At 67.4% G+C, this 18866-nt stretch carries 19 protein-coding genes; 9 read left to right on the top strand and 10 right to left on the bottom strand.

Annotated features, from left to right (window positions below; translation table 11 throughout):
* The 3 genes from PO605_RS29595 to PO605_RS29605 form a co-directional block, all read left to right on the top strand.
* On the top strand, positions 1-993 hold a 993-nt coding region (locus tag PO605_RS29595; RefSeq protein ID WP_272207293.1), incomplete at its 5' end, for a ferritin-like domain-containing protein.
* A gap of 80 nt (positions 994-1073) precedes the next feature.
* Positions 1074-1364 (top strand): CopG family ribbon-helix-helix protein, encoded by a 291-nt coding sequence (locus PO605_RS29600; RefSeq protein WP_047473673.1) that lies wholly within the window; start codon positions 1074-1076, stop codon positions 1362-1364.
* A complete protein-coding gene (locus PO605_RS29605; RefSeq protein WP_047473674.1) occupies positions 1352-1645 on the top strand; it encodes a type II toxin-antitoxin system RelE/ParE family toxin in 294 nt (97 codons plus the stop codon). The genes PO605_RS29600 and PO605_RS29605 overlap by 13 nt, the downstream gene beginning before the upstream one ends.
* Before the next feature lie 51 nt (positions 1646-1696).
* Here the strand turns inward: PO605_RS29605 and PO605_RS29610 are convergent, their stop codons facing one another.
* Positions 1697-3190: an Ig-like domain-containing protein gene (locus PO605_RS29610; protein WP_269431533.1), complete on the bottom strand. Its 1494-nt coding sequence runs from the start codon at positions 3188-3190 to the stop codon at positions 1697-1699.
* Positions 3191-3292: 102 nt separating this feature from the next.
* On the opposite strand from PO605_RS29610, the gene PO605_RS29615 reads away from it, so the two are divergent.
* From PO605_RS29615 to PO605_RS29625, 3 genes are all read left to right on the top strand, one after another.
* Positions 3293-3643: a hypothetical protein gene (locus tag PO605_RS29615; protein WP_156136111.1), complete on the top strand. Its 351-nt coding sequence runs from the start codon at positions 3293-3295 to the stop codon at positions 3641-3643.
* A gap of 181 nt (positions 3644-3824) precedes the next feature.
* Positions 3825-5018, top strand: coding sequence for a helix-turn-helix domain-containing protein (locus tag PO605_RS29620; RefSeq protein WP_017406014.1), 1194 nt, complete (start codon positions 3825-3827; stop codon positions 5016-5018).
* 93 nt (positions 5019-5111) lie between these two features.
* Positions 5112-6920: a methyl-accepting chemotaxis protein gene (locus tag PO605_RS29625; protein WP_272207294.1), complete on the top strand. Its 1809-nt coding sequence runs from the start codon at positions 5112-5114 to the stop codon at positions 6918-6920.
* 7 nt (positions 6921-6927) lie between these two features.
* Here the strand turns inward: PO605_RS29625 and PO605_RS29630 are convergent, their stop codons facing one another.
* From PO605_RS29630 to PO605_RS29665, 8 genes are all read right to left on the bottom strand, one after another.
* Positions 6928-7725, bottom strand: coding sequence for an SDR family oxidoreductase (locus tag PO605_RS29630; protein WP_046239924.1), 798 nt, complete (start codon positions 7723-7725; stop codon positions 6928-6930).
* A gap of 1 nt (position 7726) precedes the next feature.
* Positions 7727-8749 carry an ABC transporter substrate-binding protein gene (locus PO605_RS29635; RefSeq protein WP_272207295.1) on the bottom strand — a complete coding sequence of 341 codons (1023 nt, stop codon included), beginning with the start codon at positions 8747-8749 and terminating at the stop codon, positions 7727-7729.
* 38 nt (positions 8750-8787) lie between these two features.
* On the bottom strand, positions 8788-9549 hold the full coding sequence (locus PO605_RS29640) for an ABC transporter permease (RefSeq protein ID WP_012206326.1): 762 nt from the start codon (positions 9547-9549) through the stop codon (positions 8788-8790).
* On the bottom strand, positions 9546-10331 hold the full coding sequence (locus tag PO605_RS29645) for an ABC transporter ATP-binding protein (RefSeq protein ID WP_016450563.1): 786 nt from the start codon (positions 10329-10331) through the stop codon (positions 9546-9548). Before PO605_RS29645 ends, PO605_RS29640 begins: the two co-directional genes overlap by 4 nt.
* Position 10332: 1 nt before the next feature.
* A complete protein-coding gene (locus PO605_RS29650; protein ID WP_272207296.1) occupies positions 10333-11829 on the bottom strand; it encodes an acyl-CoA reductase in 1497 nt (498 codons plus the stop codon).
* Positions 11826-12944 carry a LuxE/PaaK family acyltransferase gene (locus PO605_RS29655; RefSeq protein WP_272207297.1) on the bottom strand — a complete coding sequence of 373 codons (1119 nt, stop codon included), beginning with the start codon at positions 12942-12944 and terminating at the stop codon, positions 11826-11828. The genes PO605_RS29650 and PO605_RS29655 overlap by 4 nt, the downstream gene beginning before the upstream one ends.
* Before the next feature lie 219 nt (positions 12945-13163).
* The gene (locus PO605_RS29660; RefSeq protein WP_061289613.1) at positions 13164-14213 is read right to left on the bottom strand and encodes a DUF418 domain-containing protein; all 1050 of its coding nucleotides are present in this window, start codon (positions 14211-14213) and stop codon (positions 13164-13166) included.
* The gene (locus tag PO605_RS29665) at positions 14210-14836 is read right to left on the bottom strand and encodes a TetR/AcrR family transcriptional regulator (RefSeq protein WP_272207298.1); all 627 of its coding nucleotides are present in this window, start codon (positions 14834-14836) and stop codon (positions 14210-14212) included. Before PO605_RS29665 ends, PO605_RS29660 begins: the two co-directional genes overlap by 4 nt.
* A 222-nt stretch (positions 14837-15058) precedes the next feature.
* On the opposite strand from PO605_RS29665, the gene PO605_RS29670 reads away from it, so the two are divergent.
* On the top strand, positions 15059-15346 hold the full coding sequence (locus PO605_RS29670; protein ID WP_047475317.1) for a TFIIB-type zinc ribbon-containing protein: 288 nt from the start codon (positions 15059-15061) through the stop codon (positions 15344-15346).
* An 81-nt stretch (positions 15347-15427) separates the two neighbouring features.
* Positions 15428-15928: a MarR family winged helix-turn-helix transcriptional regulator gene (locus PO605_RS29675; RefSeq protein WP_016453244.1), complete on the top strand. Its 501-nt coding sequence runs from the start codon at positions 15428-15430 to the stop codon at positions 15926-15928.
* 6 nt (positions 15929-15934) lie between these two features.
* Here the strand turns inward: PO605_RS29675 and PO605_RS29680 are convergent, their stop codons facing one another.
* The gene (locus tag PO605_RS29680) at positions 15935-16822 is read right to left on the bottom strand and encodes an amidohydrolase family protein (RefSeq protein ID WP_046241907.1); all 888 of its coding nucleotides are present in this window, start codon (positions 16820-16822) and stop codon (positions 15935-15937) included.
* 195 nt (positions 16823-17017) lie between these two features.
* Here PO605_RS29680 and PO605_RS29685 point away from each other — a divergent pair, with 195 nt between their 5' ends.
* Positions 17018-18727, top strand: coding sequence for a tannase/feruloyl esterase family alpha/beta hydrolase (locus PO605_RS29685; protein ID WP_016453245.1), 1710 nt, complete (start codon positions 17018-17020; stop codon positions 18725-18727).
* Positions 18728-18866 lie beyond the last annotated feature (139 nt).

Consider the following 18866-nt stretch of genomic DNA (forward strand, 5'->3'; position numbering starts at 1 on the left):
CATGCAGATCGCCCCGGGCCGCGTGGGCGATGCGCCGACCGCGCCGGGCCAGCGCGTGACCACGCCGCTGACGGTGCCGTGGCCGCGCAGGCCCAGCCTTTCTGGGGCCTGGCCGCGCGTGGCGCGCAGGTGGAAGCCGGGGCGCCGGCCTTCCATTTCCGGCTCAGCGACAAGCTGCAGGTCTGGACCGACAGCGCCTCCGACCTCTACGCCCAGGCCGTGGCCGCGCAGTGGAATGCCGACACCGATATCGACTGGAACGACGCACCCGAGCTGCCCGCGCCCGTGGAGGACGCCATCGTCCAGCTCATGACCTACATGGTGGAGAACGAGAACGCGGCCCTGCTGGTGCCTGCGCGCTTCCTCGGCCAGCTGCACCCGCACTACCGCGAGCTGCAGGCGGCGCTGGCCATCCAGGTGGCCGACGAGGCGCGGCACATCGATGTCTTCACGCGCCGCATCCGCCGCCATGGCCGCGAGCCCGCGCTGTCCACGGCGGGTGGCCAGGCCTCGCTCAAGAGCCTGCTGGACGAGACGGATTTTTCCGTGGCGGGTTTCCTGCTGTCGGTGCTGGGCGAAGGCACCTTCGTACACCTGCTGCAGTTCCTGCAGACCGAGGCGCCCGACCCCCTCACACGCCAGATCTGCCGCCTGGCCGCGCGCGACGAGGCGCGCCATGTGGCCCTGGGCATGTCCCACCTGCTGTACCGCCTGCAGCACGAGCCCGGCTTCCAGCACCAGCTGGCCCAGGCCGTGGAGCAGCGCTTCGACAACCTGGCCGGCACCTCGGGCTTGAACGAGGAAGTCTTCGACGCCCTGATCCTCATCGCGGCCGGCACCCTCACCCCCGAGGCCCTGGCCCGTGGCGCCGCCCGCGTGCAGCAGCTCATGCGCGACATGGCAGACGGCCGGTTTTCCAAGCTGCTGCGGCTGGGGTTCGAGCGTGGGCATGCGGAGCGGCTGGCTTCGCTGCATACGCGCAATTTCATGTAGGCAAAGGGGCTGCGGCTGCGCCAAGGCCCTGACGACAGCCTTGTGCTAAGGTCAGCGCGATGAAATGACGGGGGCTGATCATGGCAACGGCAAGTGCTCACTCGGTAGCGATCGAGATCGACGATGACATCAAGGCGAGGATGGAACATCTGGCCGATGTGCGCCACCGCTCCGCCCATGCATTGATGCAGGATGCCATCAGCCAATACGTGGAGCGCGAGGAAAAACGCGACGCCTTTCGCCGCGACACGCTGAAAGCCTGGGAGCAGCATCAGGCCAGCGGTCAACATGCGACGGCCGCCGAAGCCGACGCCTGGCTTGCACAGCTGGAACAGGGCAACGATATCGAGCCGCCGGAGTGCCACGGCTGAGCTGGTCACCCCAGGCGCTGCGCGACGTGCAGCGCCTTTATCGTTTTCTGGCCAGCAAGAATGCAGACGCCGCGAGACGCGCGGCCGGGGCCATCCGGCAGGAAATGCAGGTTCTGGCACTCCAACCGGGCATAGGCCGACCCGTGGATGCAATGCCCAACGAGTTCCGGGAATGGATGATCGATTTCGGCCACAGTGGCTATGTCGCCCGCTACCGCGTGAGTAGTGAAGAAATCGTGATTCTGGCCATCAGGCATCAACGCGAAGCTGGCTACGACTGATGTGTCGTAGACCTCGCCCAGCCTTGCAACACTCCGGCGGCAACCCCAGCCTCAATCCACCATCAATTTGTTGTTCAGCAGCTGCGTGATGATCTGCTGGTCCGTGGTGGCGCCGGAATACAGCGTCTGCAGGTCCACGCCTTCCAGGATGATCCGCTGCGTCTCGGCCGCTGCCGAGTAGCCCGCACCCACTGCATGCGAGTCTGCGCCGAAGCCGCCCGTGTGGCTGACATGGACCACGGTATGGCCGCCAGTGACCGCGAAGTGCAGGTAATCGGCCAGGTTGCCTGCGGCATTGCCGGGGCCTGCGGATTCACCCTGCAGCAGGTCGCGCAGGTCCAGTACATCACCGCCTGTGCCGTTGGCTCCCGCGGCCGCAGTGGCGAAGTTCTGGATTCGGTCCAAGGCCGGTGTTCCCGCCGCCCCCTGGTCTCCCAGCGACCAGGCAAAGACATCCACAAAGTTCTCGCCCGCATCGCCGCCTATCAACAGGTCGTCACCGGAGCCCCCGGCCAACAGGTCCGTGCCCGACCCCGCGTTGAGGGTATCGTTGCCGCTGCCGCCCATCAGCGTGTCGGAGCCGGTGCCTGCAGACAGAATGTCGTCGCCAGCGCCGCCATGAACAACGTTGTTTCCGTTGCCGGCGTTGATGATGTTGGCGCCGTTGCCGCCCGTGATGTATTCGTTGGCCGAGCTGCCCGAATAGCTGCCGCTCTCTGTCGTGGTGACATCCACGGTCGTGTACGAGGCCTTGAGCGTGACCACGGTGGATGTTGCTGCCGTAAAGCCTCCGCTCAACTCCGTGGCCGTGACCTGCACCGTGAGATGCGTGGCATTCGTGGTGTAGCTGCCTGGCAGATTCAGGGTGAGATTGGGCAGGTCGGCCTCGGTGAATCGCCAGACACCGCCTCCCAGGTTGGTGCCCGCATTGAAGGACGGGCCGTTGGGCACTCCAGCGATCCTGATCGACAGGGTTTCCGAGCCATCCGCATCCACCAGCTTCGTGGTTATCGGAAACCTGACGCTGGTCCCGCCGGTGCCGTGTGCGATGGCCAGCAGGGACTTCAGGACAACGACCGAAGAAGCGCTGGCCGCTCCAACTGACAGATTGACCGTGCCGATACTGGTGCCGCCGCGCCCATCGCTGACGTCGTAGAGAAAGCTGGCCGGTCCTTCGTAGCCTGCCGCGGGCGTGAACAGCACCCCGCCCGCCTGCAATGCAAGACTGCCATTGAGCGGCGAATGAACCGAGGTGATGGTCAGGCTGTCGCCTTCGGCATCCGTATCATTGGCCAGCAGCGTGGCAAAAGTGATGCTTACCGTCGTGTCCGCGGCAACGGTCACGTGGTCTGCCACGGCGACCGGTGCATCGTTCACGGGGGTGATCGTGATGGAGACGGTTGCGATGTTTCCATTGGCCTGCCCATCGCTGGCACGGTAGGTGAAGCTGTCGGAAGTGGTCTCGCTGCCGTTGTGGGTGTAGCTGAAAAGCAGGTAATTGGCCAGCGGGCACCGGCTCTGGCAAGGGCCGCTCGAAGGCCGCACGACCCCTCCAATGCGCCCAGCTCGTCCGACCGCCCGCCCTTGCCTGGCAGGTACCGGCCCAGATCCACCCCGCCCACATGCGGGCCGCATATCACTCGACTTGTGACAACCCTAGAAAACTCAGGGATTTTCTCGCGGGCCTTTGTGATTGTTCCCATCAGAAAAACCGAGCCGCATCAGCGAATTAAGTCAATGGATCCGGAGAAAGTTTCGCAAAAAGACAAACGCCTGCGCAATCTGACAAGAGAAAGCTTTTCCAAATGTAAACAATTGTTTATTCAGCCTGTAAGATTCCTCCAGTCAATCAGTGTTTCCCATGGGACAGGCCTGCGCCACCCCACAGATGCATTCATCATGAAAATGCATCAATCGAGCAGGATCATTGATTTTTTCATGCAAGAATTCTTACTCAATCCATCTTTTGACGCACAACATCCACGGCCACCCAGATGAGAGCGCATCCAGATTGTGGAGAATAATATCCGACCATCACCAGCGTACTGATCAGGGAAACAATAAAATCAGCCGGGCCGAGCAATTGCTGCAGGCCTGCAAATGGCCGGAGCCGCCGATATATCCATCATTGGTACTCAGGCATATTCAGGAAGCGCAGGCGATTTTCGAATTGCACCGCATGCCTGACCGCGCGGTGTCGTCGCGCATCGCAGCGGCCTTCATCCATTGCCAGCTGGGTGAGGAGCGCAATGCCATTTCACTGGCCACGGCGGCCATGGCCAATCCCGCGCTGCTGCCGCCCGAGGCCCTGGTGCGCGCCACCTATGTGCTGGCGCTGGCGCATGGCCGGCTGGGCGAGCTCGATACCGCCCTGCAATTGATCGAAGGCAAGGACCATGATTTTGCGCAAATGGCGCCCGGAGACAGCCCCTGGCTCCCCGCCCTGATCACCTGGGCCCGGGCGCAAATCCTCTGGAAGGTCTTTCTTTATAAAAACCACCAGGACCTGTGGTGCGGGCCGCCGCCCGATTCAGGCCTGGTCCAGCTGGGTGCCGCTGCGCCCGACAGCGTTGCCTTGCAGGACCTGCTGGGGAATGTGGGCCGCCAGCTGCCAGCGGGCCTGGCCTGGCCGTACAGCGAGCTGCTGCGGCTGTCGCTCAAGGGGCTGGAGTCGGGCCGGCGCGAGGCTGCCGCCGTGGTCCGCTCCATTGAGCGCATCGGCATCCACTACCAGGCCAAGAACCCGCCCATTGCAGGCTGGGCCTGGCTCAGCAGTGCGCTGGTGCATTGCAGCAAGCGCCAGTACGGACAGGCGCTGCAGGCCGCCGTACTGGCCAAGTCCACGGCGCAGACCTACCAGTTGGAGGGCCTGCACCGCAATGCGCTGGTCTATGAGTACCACATACAGGAAACGCAGGGCGATTTCGCGGGCGCACTGTCCACGCTGAAGGCGCTGAACATCATGCGACTCAAGAGCATGGCCATCAGTCCTTATCTGGAGAAATCACGATTCACGGCCATGGACGAGGCGCGGTTGCATGACCTGGAACCTGCCTATGTGAAACGCGCCCTTCAATACATAGAAGACAACCTGGACAAGAAACTGCTGGTGCAGTCCATTGCCGACCATTGCCGCGTCAGCCGCCGCACGCTGGAAGTTTCATTTCGCCATAGCCGATCATGCAGCATTGGTGAATATATAAGACAAAGCCGTATCCACCTGGCTGCGGAATCCTTGCTGACCACGGATCAAAGCATAGGACAGATTTCCTCCCGGCTTGGATATTCCTCCCTCTCCACATTTTCCAGGGATTTTTCCGGCCATTATGGGATACCGCCATCGGCCTGGGTTCGGCACCACCGGCTGACGTGATTTGAAAAATCCTGGAATGCATATAACGGGCGTGTATTCAGGCCCTATCGATCACCCGAAGCAACACGCAAAGTAGGACGCAAAGGAAGACGCATGAAATATCTGAAGAATATGAAAACGGGCTCCATGCTGGGTCTGGGTTTCTCGGTTCTCATCCTCATCGCGCTGTCGATTGCGCTGCTGGGCCGAGCGCGGCTGATCCAGGCCTCGGACGATGTCTCCTACCTGGCCGACACGCGCATCACCAGCCTGCTCAGGCTGGTGGAGGTCAAGAGCTCGGTGGAGTTCATCTTCCGCGGCGTGCGCAGTCTGGCGCTGATCGAAGACCCTGCGGAAAAGGCCCTGGCCAAGGCCACGCTGGACACGCAGCGCCAGAAGATAGGCCAGCTCATGGAGCAGTTCCGCGAGGGACTGACCACGCCGCAGGGCATCGCCCTGTACGACCGCATGAGGAATGCGCGCACCGCCTACCTGCCGCTGCTGGACCAGTTCATGGCCGCGGCCATGCGGCATGACCTGCCCACCGTCTCGGCCATGCTGGGCAGCAGCGGAGAGTTCCGCAGGCAGCAGGACGCGTTCTTTGCCGCCATCAACGACATGCTGGCCCACCAGCAGGTGCGTGCCACGGAAACGGCCCAGGCCACCGAAGGCAAATCGCTGGCCGCCGGCCGGCAGATGCTGTCGCTGGCCCTGGCCTCGCTGTTGCTGGGTGCGCTGGTGGCCTGGGCCATCACCCGCCGCATCAAGGGCCTGCTCGGTGGCGAGCCGGCCTACGCGGCCCAGGTCACGCAGGAAGTGGCCAAGGGCAACCTGGCGGTGAACGTGCAGCTGCGCCGGGGCGATACCACCAGCCTGCTGGCCAGCCTGGAGGCCATGCGCGCCAGCCTGGCCGGCATCGTCAGCCAGGTGCGCCACAGCAGCGAATCGATTGCCACGGGCGCCAGCCAGATCGCCTCGGGCAACGCCGACCTGAGCGCTCGCACGGAGGAGCAGGCCGCCAACCTGGAGGAGACGGCCGCCTCCATGGAGCAGATGACCGCCACCATTCAGCAGAACGTGGACACGGTGCGCAGTGCCTCGGGCCTGGCCCAGTCGGCCAGCGCCACGGCCGTGCACGGCGGCGAGGTGGTGCATGGCGTGGTCAGCACCATGGAGGACATCACGCACAGCTCGCGCAAGATCGGGGAAATCATCGGCGTGATCGACGCCATCGCCTTCCAGACCAACATCCTCGCGCTCAACGCCGCCGTGGAGGCCGCGCGTGCCGGGGAACAGGGCAAGGGCTTTGCGGTGGTCGCCTCGGAGGTGCGCTCGCTGGCCCAGCGCTGCGCCAATGCGGCCAAGGAGATCAAGGGCCTGATCAGCGAGAGCGTGGGCAAGGTCGCCGCCGGCTCCCGCCAGGTGGCCGAAGCCGGCAGCACCATGAACGACATCGTCACCCAGACGCACCGCGTGGCCGAACTGATCTCCGACATCGGTGCCGCCACGCAGGAGCAGTCCCAGGGCGTGACCCAGGTCAGCGACGCCGTGCAGCAGCTCGACCAGGTGACGCAGCACAACGCATCCCTGGTGGAAGAGTCCGCCGCCGCTGCCGACAGCCTGAACAAGCAGGCGGCGCAGCTGGTGCAGCTGGTCAGCGTGTTCCGCCTGGATGAAAGGGAGGCCCGGGCACAGGCCGTGTCCGCGCCGGTGGCAGCGGCCGTGCCGGCGCGTGCACAGACCGCCAGGCCGTCTCCCGCGCTGGCCCCTGCCGTTCCCCGCCCCGCCAAGCCCTTGCGCGCGGCAGCGGCTGCGGCCTCCAGCGCGCCTGTGGCGCTGCCCGCCAAGGCAGCAACACCCCGCCGCGCCACGGCGGCCGGAATGGCCGAGATGGCCGAGACCGATGAGTGGGAGCAGTTCTAGAACAGGCTCAGCGCATCACCAGGCCGCCATCGACGAACAGTACCTGTCCCGTCATGAAGCCGCTCAGTTCCGAGGCCAGGAACAGCACCGGCCCCGCCACGTCTTCGGGGCTTGCCAGGCGGCGCAGCGGCGTGGCGGCCATCAGCGATTCGCGGAAGGACTCGCGCGTGTCCTGGGTGCCCTGCGTGGGATAGACCAGGCCCGGCGCGACGCAGTTGACGCGTATGCCCACGGGCCCCAGTTCGCTGGCCAGGTTGCGGCTGAAGGCCACCAGCGAGGCCTTGGCCGTGGTGTAGTCGTGGTAGGGCACGACGGGGTGCTCCACCAGGTTGCTGGCGATGTTGACGATGCTGCCCCGCGCACGCTGGCGCATCTGCGGCAGCACGGCGCGGCAGACGTTGAAGGCCGCGCCCACGGCACCGTCGTACTGGGCCTGGTAGTCGCTCCAGTCCAGGTCGTCGAAGCGGCGGCGGCGCTCGGGGTCGAAGGCGTAGGGTTTGAAGGCGTTGTTGACCACGATGTCGATGGCGCCGGCCTCGCGCGCGATGGCCTCGGCCATGGCCTGGACGGCAGGCTGCGAGCCTACATCGGCCTTGATGGCCCAGGCATCGCCTCCGGCCTGCTTGCCCGCAGCCTGGCAGGCCGCCACGGTGCGGGCGGCGGCAGCGTCGTTGGACAGGTGGTTGACCGCCACGAGGGCGCCCTCGCGCGCGAAGGCGGTGGCAATGGCCGCGCCTATGCCGCGGCCGGCGCCGGTGACCAGTACCACCTTGCCTTGCAGGCCCAGGGAAGACGGCTGTGCCATCTCAGGCCCCGGGCAGCAGGCTGGTGTCCACCACGTCGGACACCTTGATCTGCCTTTGCACCATGCCCAGCGCGCGGTAGGCGTCGGCGCCCTTTTGCAGGGCGGCCAGGTCGAAGCTGCCCAGCGGCTTGCCGGCCTGCAGCGGCTGCGAAGACGCATTGCGCAGGCGGATCACGTCCAGGTTGATATCGCGCTGGGTGCCGTCGATGGCGTGCTTGCCGGCCAGCGTGGCGGCCTCATCGGGGTTGGCCATCATCCAGGCGGCGCTGTCGCGGTAGCCCTTGAGGAAGGCGCGCAGCAGGTCCTTCTTGTCGCGCAGCGTGTCCTCGCGCACCACGAACATGTCGCTGGAGATGTTCAGGTGGTCGCGCACCTGCATCACATCGACCTCGCCAATGCCTTTGCGCAGGCCCACGGCCAGGCCGGTGTCGGTGGCGGCCGTGGCATCGACCTGGCCCTGCATCAGCGGCGCGAAGTTGAGCAGGCCGGTGACGACGATGGTCACGTCCGACTCCTTGAGGCCGGCCTGGTGCAGCATCACCAGCAGGTTCTGGCGCGTGCCGCTGGACAGGCTGTAGACGCCGATCTTCTTGCCCTTGAGGTCCGCCGGCTTGCGGATGCCGGCCGACTTGAGCGAGACCACGTTGAACACGTTCTGCGGGTAGATGTCGTAGATGGCGACCAGCTTCTCGCCCTTGTCCAGCGCCATGAAGAAGGAGCCGGGGTCGGTGAAGGCCACATCGGCCTGGCCGCTGAGCATGTTGCGGATGGCGTCGCCGCCGCCCGCGCCGGGCAGGTAGGCCAGCTCCACGCCCTGGGCCTTGAAGAAGCCCTTGTCGGGCTCGGCCAGGATGTTGGTGATCTCGCTGATGGGCTTGCTCCAGCCCGCCAGGCGGATCTTGCCCTGGGCGGGCGCGGCCGCTGCCAAGGTGCCGGCCAGAGTCAGGCCTGCCAAGCCTGCCAGGCCAGCGGTGGCGCCCAGCAGGCTGCGGCGGGTGAGGAAGGGGGATTGCTGTGTGTGCATGGCGCTTGGGGAAAAGGTTTCGGAAGTGTTCAGGATGGTCAGGCGGCGCGCGAGCGCAGCAGCCGGCGCTCCAGCACCAGGCAGGCCTGGTACAGCAGCAGGCCCATGGCGGCGATCAGCACCAGGGCGGCGAACATGAGGGTGGTGTCCATCATTCCCTGGGCGGCAATGACCACGGCGCCCAGGCCCCGGCTGGCGCCCATGAATTCGGCCACCACGGCGCCGACCAGGGCCAGCACCACGGCCACGCGCAGGCCCGCAAGAATGGCGGGCAGGCCCGTGGGCAGCTTCAGGCGCAGCAGCGTCTGCAGCCGCGTGGCGCCCAGCATGCGAAACAGCTGCAGCCGCTGGGCATCGACCTGGCGCAGGCCGGTCAAGGTGTTTTCCATCAGCGGGAAAAAGCAGATCAGCGCCGTGATCAGCACCGTGGGCAGCATGCCGAAGCCGAACCACAGCACGAACAGCGGCGCCAGCGCCAGCTTGGGAACGACCTGGCTGACCACCACATAGGGCTTGAGCACACGCTCCAGCAGCTCGGATTCAGCCAGGGCCATGCCCGCCAGCAGGCCGATCGCGCTGCCGGCCGCCAGCCCCAGCAGCAGGGCCTGGAGCGTCGCCCGGATGTGCGGCCAGAAATAGCCCGTGGCCAGCCCCGTCCACAGCGATGCCGCAATGGCCGAGGGCGCCGGCAGCACCAGGGCGGACAGGCCCCATTGCCGCACCAGCAGCTCCCACAGGCCCAGCAGGACCAGCGCCAGCGCGGCGGCCAGCAGGCGGGCATGGAACAAGGACACCGTCATGCCGCCGTCCTGTCCAGGGCTGCGCGCACGCGGGCGCAGTGTTCGTTGAACGCCGGCCCGTGGCGCATGGCCTGGGTGCGCGGCGCGGGCAGATCGACTGCCATATCGGCCACGATGCGCCCGCCGTGCATGAGGGCGATGCGGTCGCCCAGGTAGACGGCCTCGTTGATGTCGTGGGTGACGAAGAGCACCGTGGTGCCGCGCTCGCGGCAGGTGCGCAGCAGGTCGTCCTGCAGCTCGGCGCGCGTGATGGCGTCCAGCGCGGCAAAGGGCTCGTCCAGCAGCAGCAGCGGCGGATCGAGGACCAGCGCCCGCGCCAGCGCCACGCGGCTTTGCTGCCCGCCCGAGAGATGGCGCGGATGGCGCTGCGCATGGCTGGCCAGGCCCAGCTGCTGCAGCAGCGCCAGGGCGCGTTGTTCGTCCTGCGGCGCGGGCCGCCTTTGCAGCGACACGGGCAGCAGCACATTGCCCAGCGCCGTATGCCACTCCAGCAGCGTGGGCGCCTGGAACATGAAGCCCAGCTGCGGGCCGGGCTCGGCCAGCTCGGCGCCACGCAGCAGGATGCGGCCCGACTGCGGCCTGAGCAGCCCCGCCGCCAGCTTGAGCAAGGTGGTCTTGCCGCAGCCGCTGCGGCCCAGCAGGCAGTGGACCTCACCGGCCTGCACGCGCCAGTCCACGCCGTCCACCACGGGCGGGCGGCCCGGGTAGGTGAAGACCACTTGCTCGACATCGAGAAACGCCATGGTTGCAGCCCCGTCCGTCCCCTCTTGCAGGTTCGCCATGTCAGTCCGCATACGGCGCAAACGGCTGCGCCGCCGCCTCGGCAGATTGCTCTATCTCGGTCATGCGCACCAGGTCCAGCAGGTTGAAGCGGCCGTCATGGTGCCAGCCGGCCTCGGGCATGCTCATGGAGCCGATGGCACTGATGCGCGTGACGCCGGCCGCGCCCAGCAGGCCCGCCAGCCGGTACAGCTGCTCGGGCGAGGCGGCAATGCCGGCCGTCTGCAGGTAGTCGCGCTGCGCGGCCACCACGGGCACGGCGTCATCCAGGCGGTCCACGCCCACCACGGCAATCGTGCGGTACAGGGCCGTGGGCGCCAGCGGCTGCAGGCTGTCGCTGTACGCCACGCTCCAGGGCGCGTCCACCGGACCCAGCAGTTGCTGTTCGTCACCCGACCATTCCACGGCCTGCTGCCAGCGGGCCACGGCGGCGCCCTCCTCCAGCTCCAACGGCCGGCGCGCAAAGCGCCGCTGCAGGTTGGCCAGTTCGGCCGCCAGGTAGTCGGCAAAGGCACGCGCAGAGACTGGGGCGCCGCGCTCCACGTAGAAGACATGGGGCGAGTAGCAGCCCTGCTGGTCATAGCGCATCACGTCCCAGGCCGCCAGCCGCGCCACGGCGGGCGCCTTGAGCGTGTCCAGCGCATGGGCGCCCACCATGCCGAAGCCCAGCTTGTGGCCGTGCGGCAGAAAGCGCGTGGTCACGGGCAGGCGCTGGCGCAGCGCCTGCAGCGTCTGGTTGCCGCCGTAGGCGAGCACGGTGTCGGCCTCGGCATGGAGCGCGGCGGCTCCACCGCCATCCACGCCATCGGCGCCATCCGCCCCATCCACACCACCCGCGCCGCTCCACCACACCACGGCCAGGCAATCGGCCAGCGGCGGATGCACCTCGGCCAGCAGCCGTGCGAACCAGCCCGCGAACAGCGGCTCGGCGCTGGCCAGCTTGCCAATGGCGGGCGCCTTGACCAGCAGGCCGCAGACCAGGCTCCACAGGGACAGCGCAGGCACATTGCCGGCCCAGCTGTGCATCAGCAGGTCGGGCCCGAAGGCGCGCACCGCGCCGCCCTTGGGCGCGGGCTGGAAGCCGTCGAGCACGGCCGGGTTGGCAAAGTCCTCCGCCACGAAGCGCCGCAGCTGCGCGGCGCGGAAGGTCTTGAAGAAGCCCGTCAGCCCCAGGCGCACCATGTCGGCGTCATAGCCGCTGACCACGGGCAGCCAGGCCTCGGCCTGGCGCCGATAGGGATCGCTGCGGTCCAGCAGGCGGGCGATGGCGCGGTCGATGGCGTCGATGATCTCGGCCACGGGCATGGCCCTGAGGTGGCGGTCTGCGGCTCGGCGCACATGGGCTGCCAGCGCATGCATCTGCGGGCCGGTCAGCAGGGGCACGGAGACTTCCAGCCGCACGCCGCCGCGTTCGAAGGGCAGCACATGCCACTGCACCTCGTCCTCGCGCAAACCAGGCAGTTCGGGCAGGTAGCCGGCCGTGATCCGCTCGATGTTCATGCAGCAGCGGCCTTCACGAATTCATCGACCGCCAGCGAGCAGCCCTTGGCCGCTGCGCCCTCGGCACGCCCCAGCAACAGGAAACCGCTGTTCTCGCCATGGCCGGCCCACAGGCCCACGTCCTCGGTGAGGATGGTGGTGACCGCGTTGTAGTTGGCCAGGTCGCAGTGCACGAGAATGCCGCGCTCGCCGGGCGCCACGCTGCGGCCGGTGACGGGCTCGACCAGGCGCGAGCGTATCCAGTGCGGCCCCGACTTGACCGAGGGCAGCGTGGCATTGCCGTCGTCATAGAACTGCGTGCTCAACTCGGTCATGCCGTACATGTTGATGCAGTGGCTGCGCGGCACGCCCAGCAGCCGGGACAGGTCGGCGTAGAAGTCCTCCAGCGGCAGCTCGCGCGACTGGCCCTTGTAGCCGCCCGTGTCCAGGATGCGGCTGCCCGGCGGCAGGCAAAAGCTGCGGCCCTGCTCGCGCAGCGCGTCCATCACATGCACCAGGCTGAAGCTGGCGCCCAGCAGCGCATAGGGGCGGCCGCTGCGCTCGGATTCCTCCAGCACGGCGCACAGGCCGGGCATGTCCAGGCCGTCGGGGGTGAGGAAGTAGCGGCTGTCGGGAGTGCCGAATTCCGTCTTGGCCAGCGCCAGGTAGTGGGCCAGCGAAGAGTTGGGCATGGCCTGCTCGTCGGGAAAGAGGATGCCCATGGGCAGGCGCTCGTGCCCGGCCATGAAGCGCTGCGCGAAGTTGCGCGTCATCGACGCATCGTAGACATCGAGCGCTGGATGGAAGTGGCGCCCGCGCGCGGACAGTCCCTTGGCCTCGCCCGTGGTGCCGCTGGTCATGAACACGCGCTCCGCGGGCGAGGCCGGCTCGCTGCGCAGCTCCATGGCCTTGAACGCATCGATGGGCACGGCGGGAATGTCGCTCCAGGTCTTCACATTGCGCAGCGTGGCGCCGCGCCGCTGGCAGAAGCTGCGAAACGGCGCATTCGATTCGTATTGGTAGGCGAACAGCCGCAGGGCCAGTGCATCGAACTGCTCGTCGGTGCAGCCGTCCATGGCGATGAATGCAAGCAGGTCTGCGACCAGAGAAGCCGCCTGGGGCCGGGCCTTGTCCATGGAATTCCTTCGAGAGCTGGGACGTGATGCTCCGAAGGCTCCCCCGGCCGTGGCGCATGGGCGGCCACGCAGGGGTGCAGGCTCTTCTTCCGCCGGAATGACCCGGTTCAAGTTCTCGGGTGTGGATCTCAGCACTGGCGTGCACCCCGGAGCGGAGGGCTATCTTACAGCAGGGTCGCCAACGCCGCAGGCCCGGGGCCATCGCCCTGCAAGACTGCGTCAGCCCAGTGCCGTCAGCCGCCGCATCACCCATTCCACGGGCCCCTGCGCCACCTTCTTGCTCCAGGCCCAGGCGGCCAGGCTGGCGATGATCACGTACAGCGCGGCGGCCACGGCCACTTCGCGCAGGCTGCGTGATCCGTCCAGCGCGCCCATGGCCTCCAGCAGGCCCATGCCGATGAGGATGTGGGCCAGGTACAGGGTCAGCGTCATGCGCCCGGCCGGCAGCAGGCCGCGCCACGGTCCACCGGGCCAGCGGTCGGCCAGCCGCAGGCAGGCGCCTATGGCAATGCTGGCGCAGCCCAGGCCCATCAGCAGGTAGGCCGGGCCGGGCGGCATGGGGCCGGTGGCCAGCCAGGGAGCCCAAGCGCTGCGGGCCGCAAGCGCCGGGACGGCGCAGGCCAATCCCACCATCACGCCACCCGCAGCCACCAGACCCCATTGCACGCGCGGCTCGGCCAGCGGCAGGCGCGCCAGCAGCATGCCGCACAGGAAGAACGCAAACCAGGGCAGCACCGGATGGAAGCCGTTGAACAGCAGGTTGCGCGCAAAGCCGGCCGGCTCCCACAGGCCCTGGTAGGACAGGCTGGCCCAGTCCCAGCCCTGGCTGTAGTCCAGCTGCAGCAAGGCCCAGGCGGAGAGCACGGCCACGGCCGCCATGCCGGCCAGCAGCGCCCTTGCGCCGGCCTGCAGCCAGGCGATGGCCAGCACGAAGTAGACCGCGTAGTAGTGAATGATGTCGGCCGGAAAGATCACCAGGTTCATGCCACCGGCCACCAGCAGGAACAGCGCGCGGCGCAGCGTCCAGAGGCGCGCCGTGGCCGGCTCCAGCGAGCGCGTGGCCAGCACCAGGCCCAGGCCTGCCAGCACCACGAAGGTGGCCGAGGCCTTGCCCTCCAGGAAATGGAAGAACGACAGCAGCCAGCCAGGCTCCTGCAGCGCGGGATGCATGGCCTGCTTGAAGTTGACGAACACCATGCCTGCCAGCGCGAGGTAGCGCGCCAGATCCAGCCCCGCCAGGCGGGCGCCCCTGCCGGTGGCATGCCTCATGTCGCGTCCACCCGTGCCTCGCCTCCAAGAAGGCAGGCCAGCAAGGCGGGATGCAGCACATCGACCCCTTCATCCGCCCCCGCGTCTTCTTGCGGCGTCACCGCCAGCGCAAAGCGCAGCGCATCGCTTTCCACCACATCCAGCAGCAGTTGCGCGGCCAGGCGCACGGGCACGGCGGGCCGCAAGAGGCCCTGCTGCGCCCCGCGCTCCATGAAGCCTGCCAGGCCGTCGAGCATGCGCCTGCGGTTGGCCTCGAAGGCGGGCGCCAGGCCCGGCGAACGCGCGATCTCGGACAGGCACTCGGCGCTGAGCACGGCCCATTCCCGCTGACGGCACAGCGCCTGGTAGGCGGCCAGGAATTGCGCCACCACCGGCAGCGAAGGGGCTGCGGCCCGCTCCAGCGCCTGAAGCAAGGGCAGCAGCTCAGTCTGCTCCTGCGTGGCGACCTCGGCAATCAAGGCCTGCTTGCTGTCGAAGTGGTTGTACAGATTGCCCAGGCTCACCGAGGCAGCCTGCGCGATGTCGCGCATGCTGGTGCAGTGAAAGCCGCGCTCCACGAAACACTGCAGGGCCGCCTCCACGATGAGGGCCCGGCGCTCGCTGATGTCTTCCTTCTTTTTCATGACACAGATAATGAACGAACGTTCATTCATAGTCAACACCCGGGCATGGAATCACGGCGGCATGGCCTGGCACGAGATGGTGATGGCGCTTCGAGCGGCGGAACTATCCATGGTCTCCGTTGTCGAACGGCCTTCGCTGGAGACCTCAACGCATAACAGCCCGGCCCACACTCCATCGTTGCCGATGGAGCCACTGCCTGCCCAGGCAAAGGTGAAACCGTCATGCAATGTCCCGCCTGCCGAGATGCCACGCTCATCATCTCCGAGCGCCAGAACATAGAGATCGATTACTGCCCCCAGTGCCGCGGAGTCTGGCTGGACCGCGGAGAGCTGGACAAGCTCATCGAGCGCTCCGCCGCCCAGGCGCCCACGGCGCCCACAGCCTATGAGCGCCCGCATGAACGGCGCGCGGGCCCTGACGGATCCCATGACCGGCGCGAGCACTCCAGCCACGATGGATACCGCCGCAAGAAGCGCGAAGGCTTTCTCTCCGATCTTTTCGACTTCTAGGACCACGGCACGTCCGCTGCGCCGGCATCGGGACATGGCAGCCGCGCCACACTATGATTCGATTTTCAGTTCCTTGACCCCATGCCCCGCGCCCGCACATCCAAGCCCGCTCCGTCCGAAGAGAACACGGCCCCGTCCGGCACCACAGCGCCGGGGCCGTCCATCGACGCCTCTTTCCTGCACACCCTGGTCGGCTACAACGCCCGGCGTGCCTCGATGTCCATCATCGAGGTGTTCGTGGAGCGCATGGCCACCCACGATCTCAAGATGGTGGAGTTCTCCGTGCTGTCCCTGGTGTCCCACAACCCCGGCATCACCTCGCGCCAGCTGTGCACGGCGCTGGACGTGATGCCGCCCAACCTGGTGGGCCTGATCGCCGCGCTGGAGCGGCGCAAGCTCATCGAGCGCCGCCCCCATCCCACAGACCGCCGCGCCGTGGGCGTGCACCTGACGCCGGCCGGCGCCGAACTCACGGCCCAGGCCGAACGAACGGCGGCCCAGCTGGAGATGGATGCCACCTACCGCCTGACCGATGCCGAGCGCAAAACGCTGATCCAGCTGCTGCAGAAGATCTACAACTGAGCGCGCTCAGTCCGCCTTCTGCGCGGCGGGCCGGTCCAAGCCCAGCAGCCGCACCGCATTGCCCTTGAGGATGCCGGGCATCACCTCGGGCTTGAAGCCGGCTTCCTGGAAATCCTTCATCCAGCGCTCGGGCGTGATCAGGGGATAGTCGCTGCCGAACAGCACGCGGTCCCTGAGCAGGGTGTTGGCGTACTGCACCAGCTGCCGGGGAAAGTACTTGGGGCTCCAGCCCGACAGATCGATCCAGACATTGGGCTTGTGCAGGGCCACGGACAGGGCCTCGTCCTGCCAGGGAAAGCTGGGGTGGGCCATCACGATCTGCATGTCGGGAAAGTCGATGGCCACATCATCCAGGTGCATGGGGTTGCTGTAGGCCAGGCGCAGCCCGCCACCGCAGCGCATGCCGCTGCCAATGCCGCTGTGGCCCGTGTGGAAGATGGCCGGCAGTTGGTACTCGGCCACCACCTCGTAGATCGGCCAGGCCATGCGGTCGTAGGGATGGAAGCCCTGCACCGTGGGGTGGAACTTGAAGCCCCTGACACCCTCTTCCTCGATCAGCCGCCGCGCCTCGCGCGCACCCATGCGGCCCTTGTGCGGATCGATGCTGGCGAAGGCCACCATCATGTCGCTGTTGGCCCGCGCAGCCTCGGCGATCTCCTCGTTGGGAATGCGGCGCCGGCCCAGCTGCGACTCGCTGTCCACCGTGAACATCACCAGGCCCAGGTTGCGCTCGCGGTAATAGGCCACGGTCTCGGCGATGGTCGGGCGCCGGCCGTTGCCGAAGTACTTGTCGGCGGCGCGGTCGTACTCCTCGCCGTAGTTGTCGAACGGGTTCCAGCAGCTCACCTCGGCGTGCGTGTGGATGTCGATGGCAATGAGTTTTTCGTGGTCCATGTCTGTCTCCTGTGCGGCCTGCTGCCTGCCCCGCAATCAAGGGGAAGTCCCAGTAAGAAATTCGCAAAGGCCGCTTGAATTGGTTATTAAATATAACCAAAATCGCGGCCATCAGAAAGCGATGCAGATGCAGGCAACGGCTGCCACGCAACGGATTCGCGCTGAGGCTTCACACCACCTTCCGAGGAGACAGACATGGACAGAAAGATCCACAAGACCCGTTCCCGCGCCTTGCCGGCCGCGCTGGCCGCCGCCCTGCCCGCCCTGCTGCTGTCGGCCTGCGGCGGCTCGAGCGACGGCATCGCGCAGCTGGCCGAGGCCCGCCCCGCCACGCTGCTGTCGTGCACGGACCTGGCCGCGAAAATATCCTTCCCCAACACCCGCATCACCGCCGCCGAGACCGTGGCCGCCGGCACGCTGGCGGTGGCGGGCAAGCCCATTGCCGAGCACTGCCGCGTGACCGGCCGAATGCACGAGCGCGTCAGCACCGTGGATGGCCAGAACTACGCCGTGGGCTTCGAGATGCGCCTGCCGCGCGACTGGAACGGGCGCTTCTTCTACCAGGCCAACGGCGGGCTGGACGGCGTCGTGAGCACGGCCGTGGGCGCGCTGGGCGGCGGGCCGCTGGGCAACGCGCTGCAGATGGGCTTTGCCGTGCTCAGCTCCGATGCGGGGCATGCAGGCAGCCTGGGTCCCTTCTTCGGCCTGGACCCGCAGGCGCGGCTGGACTATGGCTACCAGGCCGTGGGCAAGCTCACGCCCATGGCGCGCAGCGCGCTGCAGACGGCCTATGGCAAGGGGCCTGACCGCTCCTACCTGGGCGGCTGCTCCAACGGCGGGCGCCACGCCATGGTGGCGGCCTCGCGCTATGCCGACCAGTACGACGGCATCATCGCCGGCAACCCCGGCACGCGCCTGCCGCTGGCGGCCATTGCCAACATTGCCGGCGCCCAGGGCTATGCGAAGCTGGCCACCACGGCCTCGGACCTGGGCACGGGCTTCACCCAGGCCGAGCGCCGCCTGGTCAGCCAGGCCGTGCTGGCCCGGTGCGATGCGCTGGACGGGGCCACCGACGGCATGGTGCAGGCCGGCGCAGCCTGCCAGGCGAGCTTCGACCTGTCGCGCGATGTGCCCACCTGCGGCGGTGCGCGCGACGGCAGCTGCCTCAGCGCCGAGCAAAAGAGCACCATTGCCGGCCTGTTCAAAGGCGCCACCACCAGCGGCGGCAGCCGCATCTACAACAGCTTCCCGTATGACGCGGGCCTGGATACGGCCGGCTGGGCCGGCTGGAAATTCTCCAACCCCATCAGCCGCGACTCCGGTGCCGTGGCCTTCATCTGGCAGACGCCGCCGGAAAGCGCCGCCAGCTTCAACGACGCGCAGTTCGCCCTCAACGGCAGCGTGGACAGCATGCTGGCCAAGGTGCAGGCGACCAACGGCACCTTCACGGAAAGCGGCCTGTCGCTGATGATGCCGCCCGACTACGGCAAGCTGCCCGTGCTGCGCAACCGGGGCGCCAAGCTCATGGTCTACCACGGCACGGCCGACCCCATCTTCTCCAGCGATGACACCGTGCAGTGGTACGACACGCTGCGCCGCAACCATGGCGACGCCGCCGACTTCGCCCGCCTGTACCTGGTGCCCGGCATGAACCACTGCAGCGGCGGCCCGGCCACCGATCAGTTCGACATGCTCAGCTCCCTCGTGGCCTGGGTGGAGAAAGGCCAGGCGCCGGACCGCGTGATCGCCAGTGCGCGCGGCGCGGGCAACGCGGGCGGCGCCAACGCCGACCTGCCCGCCAACTGGTCGCCCACGCGCACCCGGCCGCTGTGCCCCCATCCGCTGGCCGCCCGCTACAACGGCAGCGGCGACATGGAAAGCGCTGCCAGCTTCAGTTGCCGCTGACCATGCACTGAAGGCGGGCGGCGCCTGAACGGTCACCTGAAAGGTCACCTGAACGGCACGCCCCCTCCGCCCCCATCCACCCCTTGTCCGCAGTCCCGCCCCCGGCGGGGCCGGGCCCCGCTGCGCCTGAGAAAAGGCG

It is taken from the genome of Delftia sp. DT-2 (assembly GCF_028401915.1).
Lineage (GTDB): Bacteria > Pseudomonadota > Gammaproteobacteria > Burkholderiales > Burkholderiaceae_C > Comamonas > Comamonas tsuruhatensis.

Coding starts and splice junctions, on each gene's coding strand:
- PO605_RS29665 (WP_272207298.1), bottom strand. CDS start 14,836: ATGAAAAAGAAGGAAGACATCAGCGAGCGCCGGGCCCTCATCGTGGAG.
- PO605_RS29640 (WP_012206326.1), bottom strand. CDS start 9,549: ATGACGGTGTCCTTGTTCCATGCCCGCCTGCTGGCCGCCGCGCTGGCG.
- PO605_RS29685 (WP_016453245.1), top strand. CDS start 17,018: ATGGACAGAAAGATCCACAAGACCCGTTCCCGCGCCTTGCCGGCCGCG.
- PO605_RS29600 (WP_047473673.1), top strand. CDS start 1,074: ATGGCAACGGCAAGTGCTCACTCGGTAGCGATCGAGATCGACGATGAC.
- PO605_RS29620 (WP_017406014.1), top strand. CDS start 3,825: ATGCCTGACCGCGCGGTGTCGTCGCGCATCGCAGCGGCCTTCATCCAT.
- PO605_RS29675 (WP_016453244.1), top strand. CDS start 15,428: ATGCCCCGCGCCCGCACATCCAAGCCCGCTCCGTCCGAAGAGAACACG.
- PO605_RS29630 (WP_046239924.1), bottom strand. CDS start 7,725: ATGGCACAGCCGTCTTCCCTGGGCCTGCAAGGCAAGGTGGTACTGGTC.
- PO605_RS29655 (WP_272207297.1), bottom strand. CDS start 12,944: ATGGACAAGGCCCGGCCCCAGGCGGCTTCTCTGGTCGCAGACCTGCTT.
- PO605_RS29670 (WP_047475317.1), top strand. CDS start 15,059: ATGCAATGTCCCGCCTGCCGAGATGCCACGCTCATCATCTCCGAGCGC.
- PO605_RS29680 (WP_046241907.1), bottom strand. CDS start 16,822: ATGGACCACGAAAAACTCATTGCCATCGACATCCACACGCACGCCGAG.
- PO605_RS29645 (WP_016450563.1), bottom strand. CDS start 10,331: ATGGCGAACCTGCAAGAGGGGACGGACGGGGCTGCAACCATGGCGTTT.
- PO605_RS29660 (WP_061289613.1), bottom strand. CDS start 14,213: ATGAGGCATGCCACCGGCAGGGGCGCCCGCCTGGCGGGGCTGGATCTG.
- PO605_RS29650 (WP_272207296.1), bottom strand. CDS start 11,829: ATGAACATCGAGCGGATCACGGCCGGCTACCTGCCCGAACTGCCTGGT.
- PO605_RS29635 (WP_272207295.1), bottom strand. CDS start 8,749: ATGCACACACAGCAATCCCCCTTCCTCACCCGCCGCAGCCTGCTGGGC.
- PO605_RS29625 (WP_272207294.1), top strand. CDS start 5,112: ATGAAATATCTGAAGAATATGAAAACGGGCTCCATGCTGGGTCTGGGT.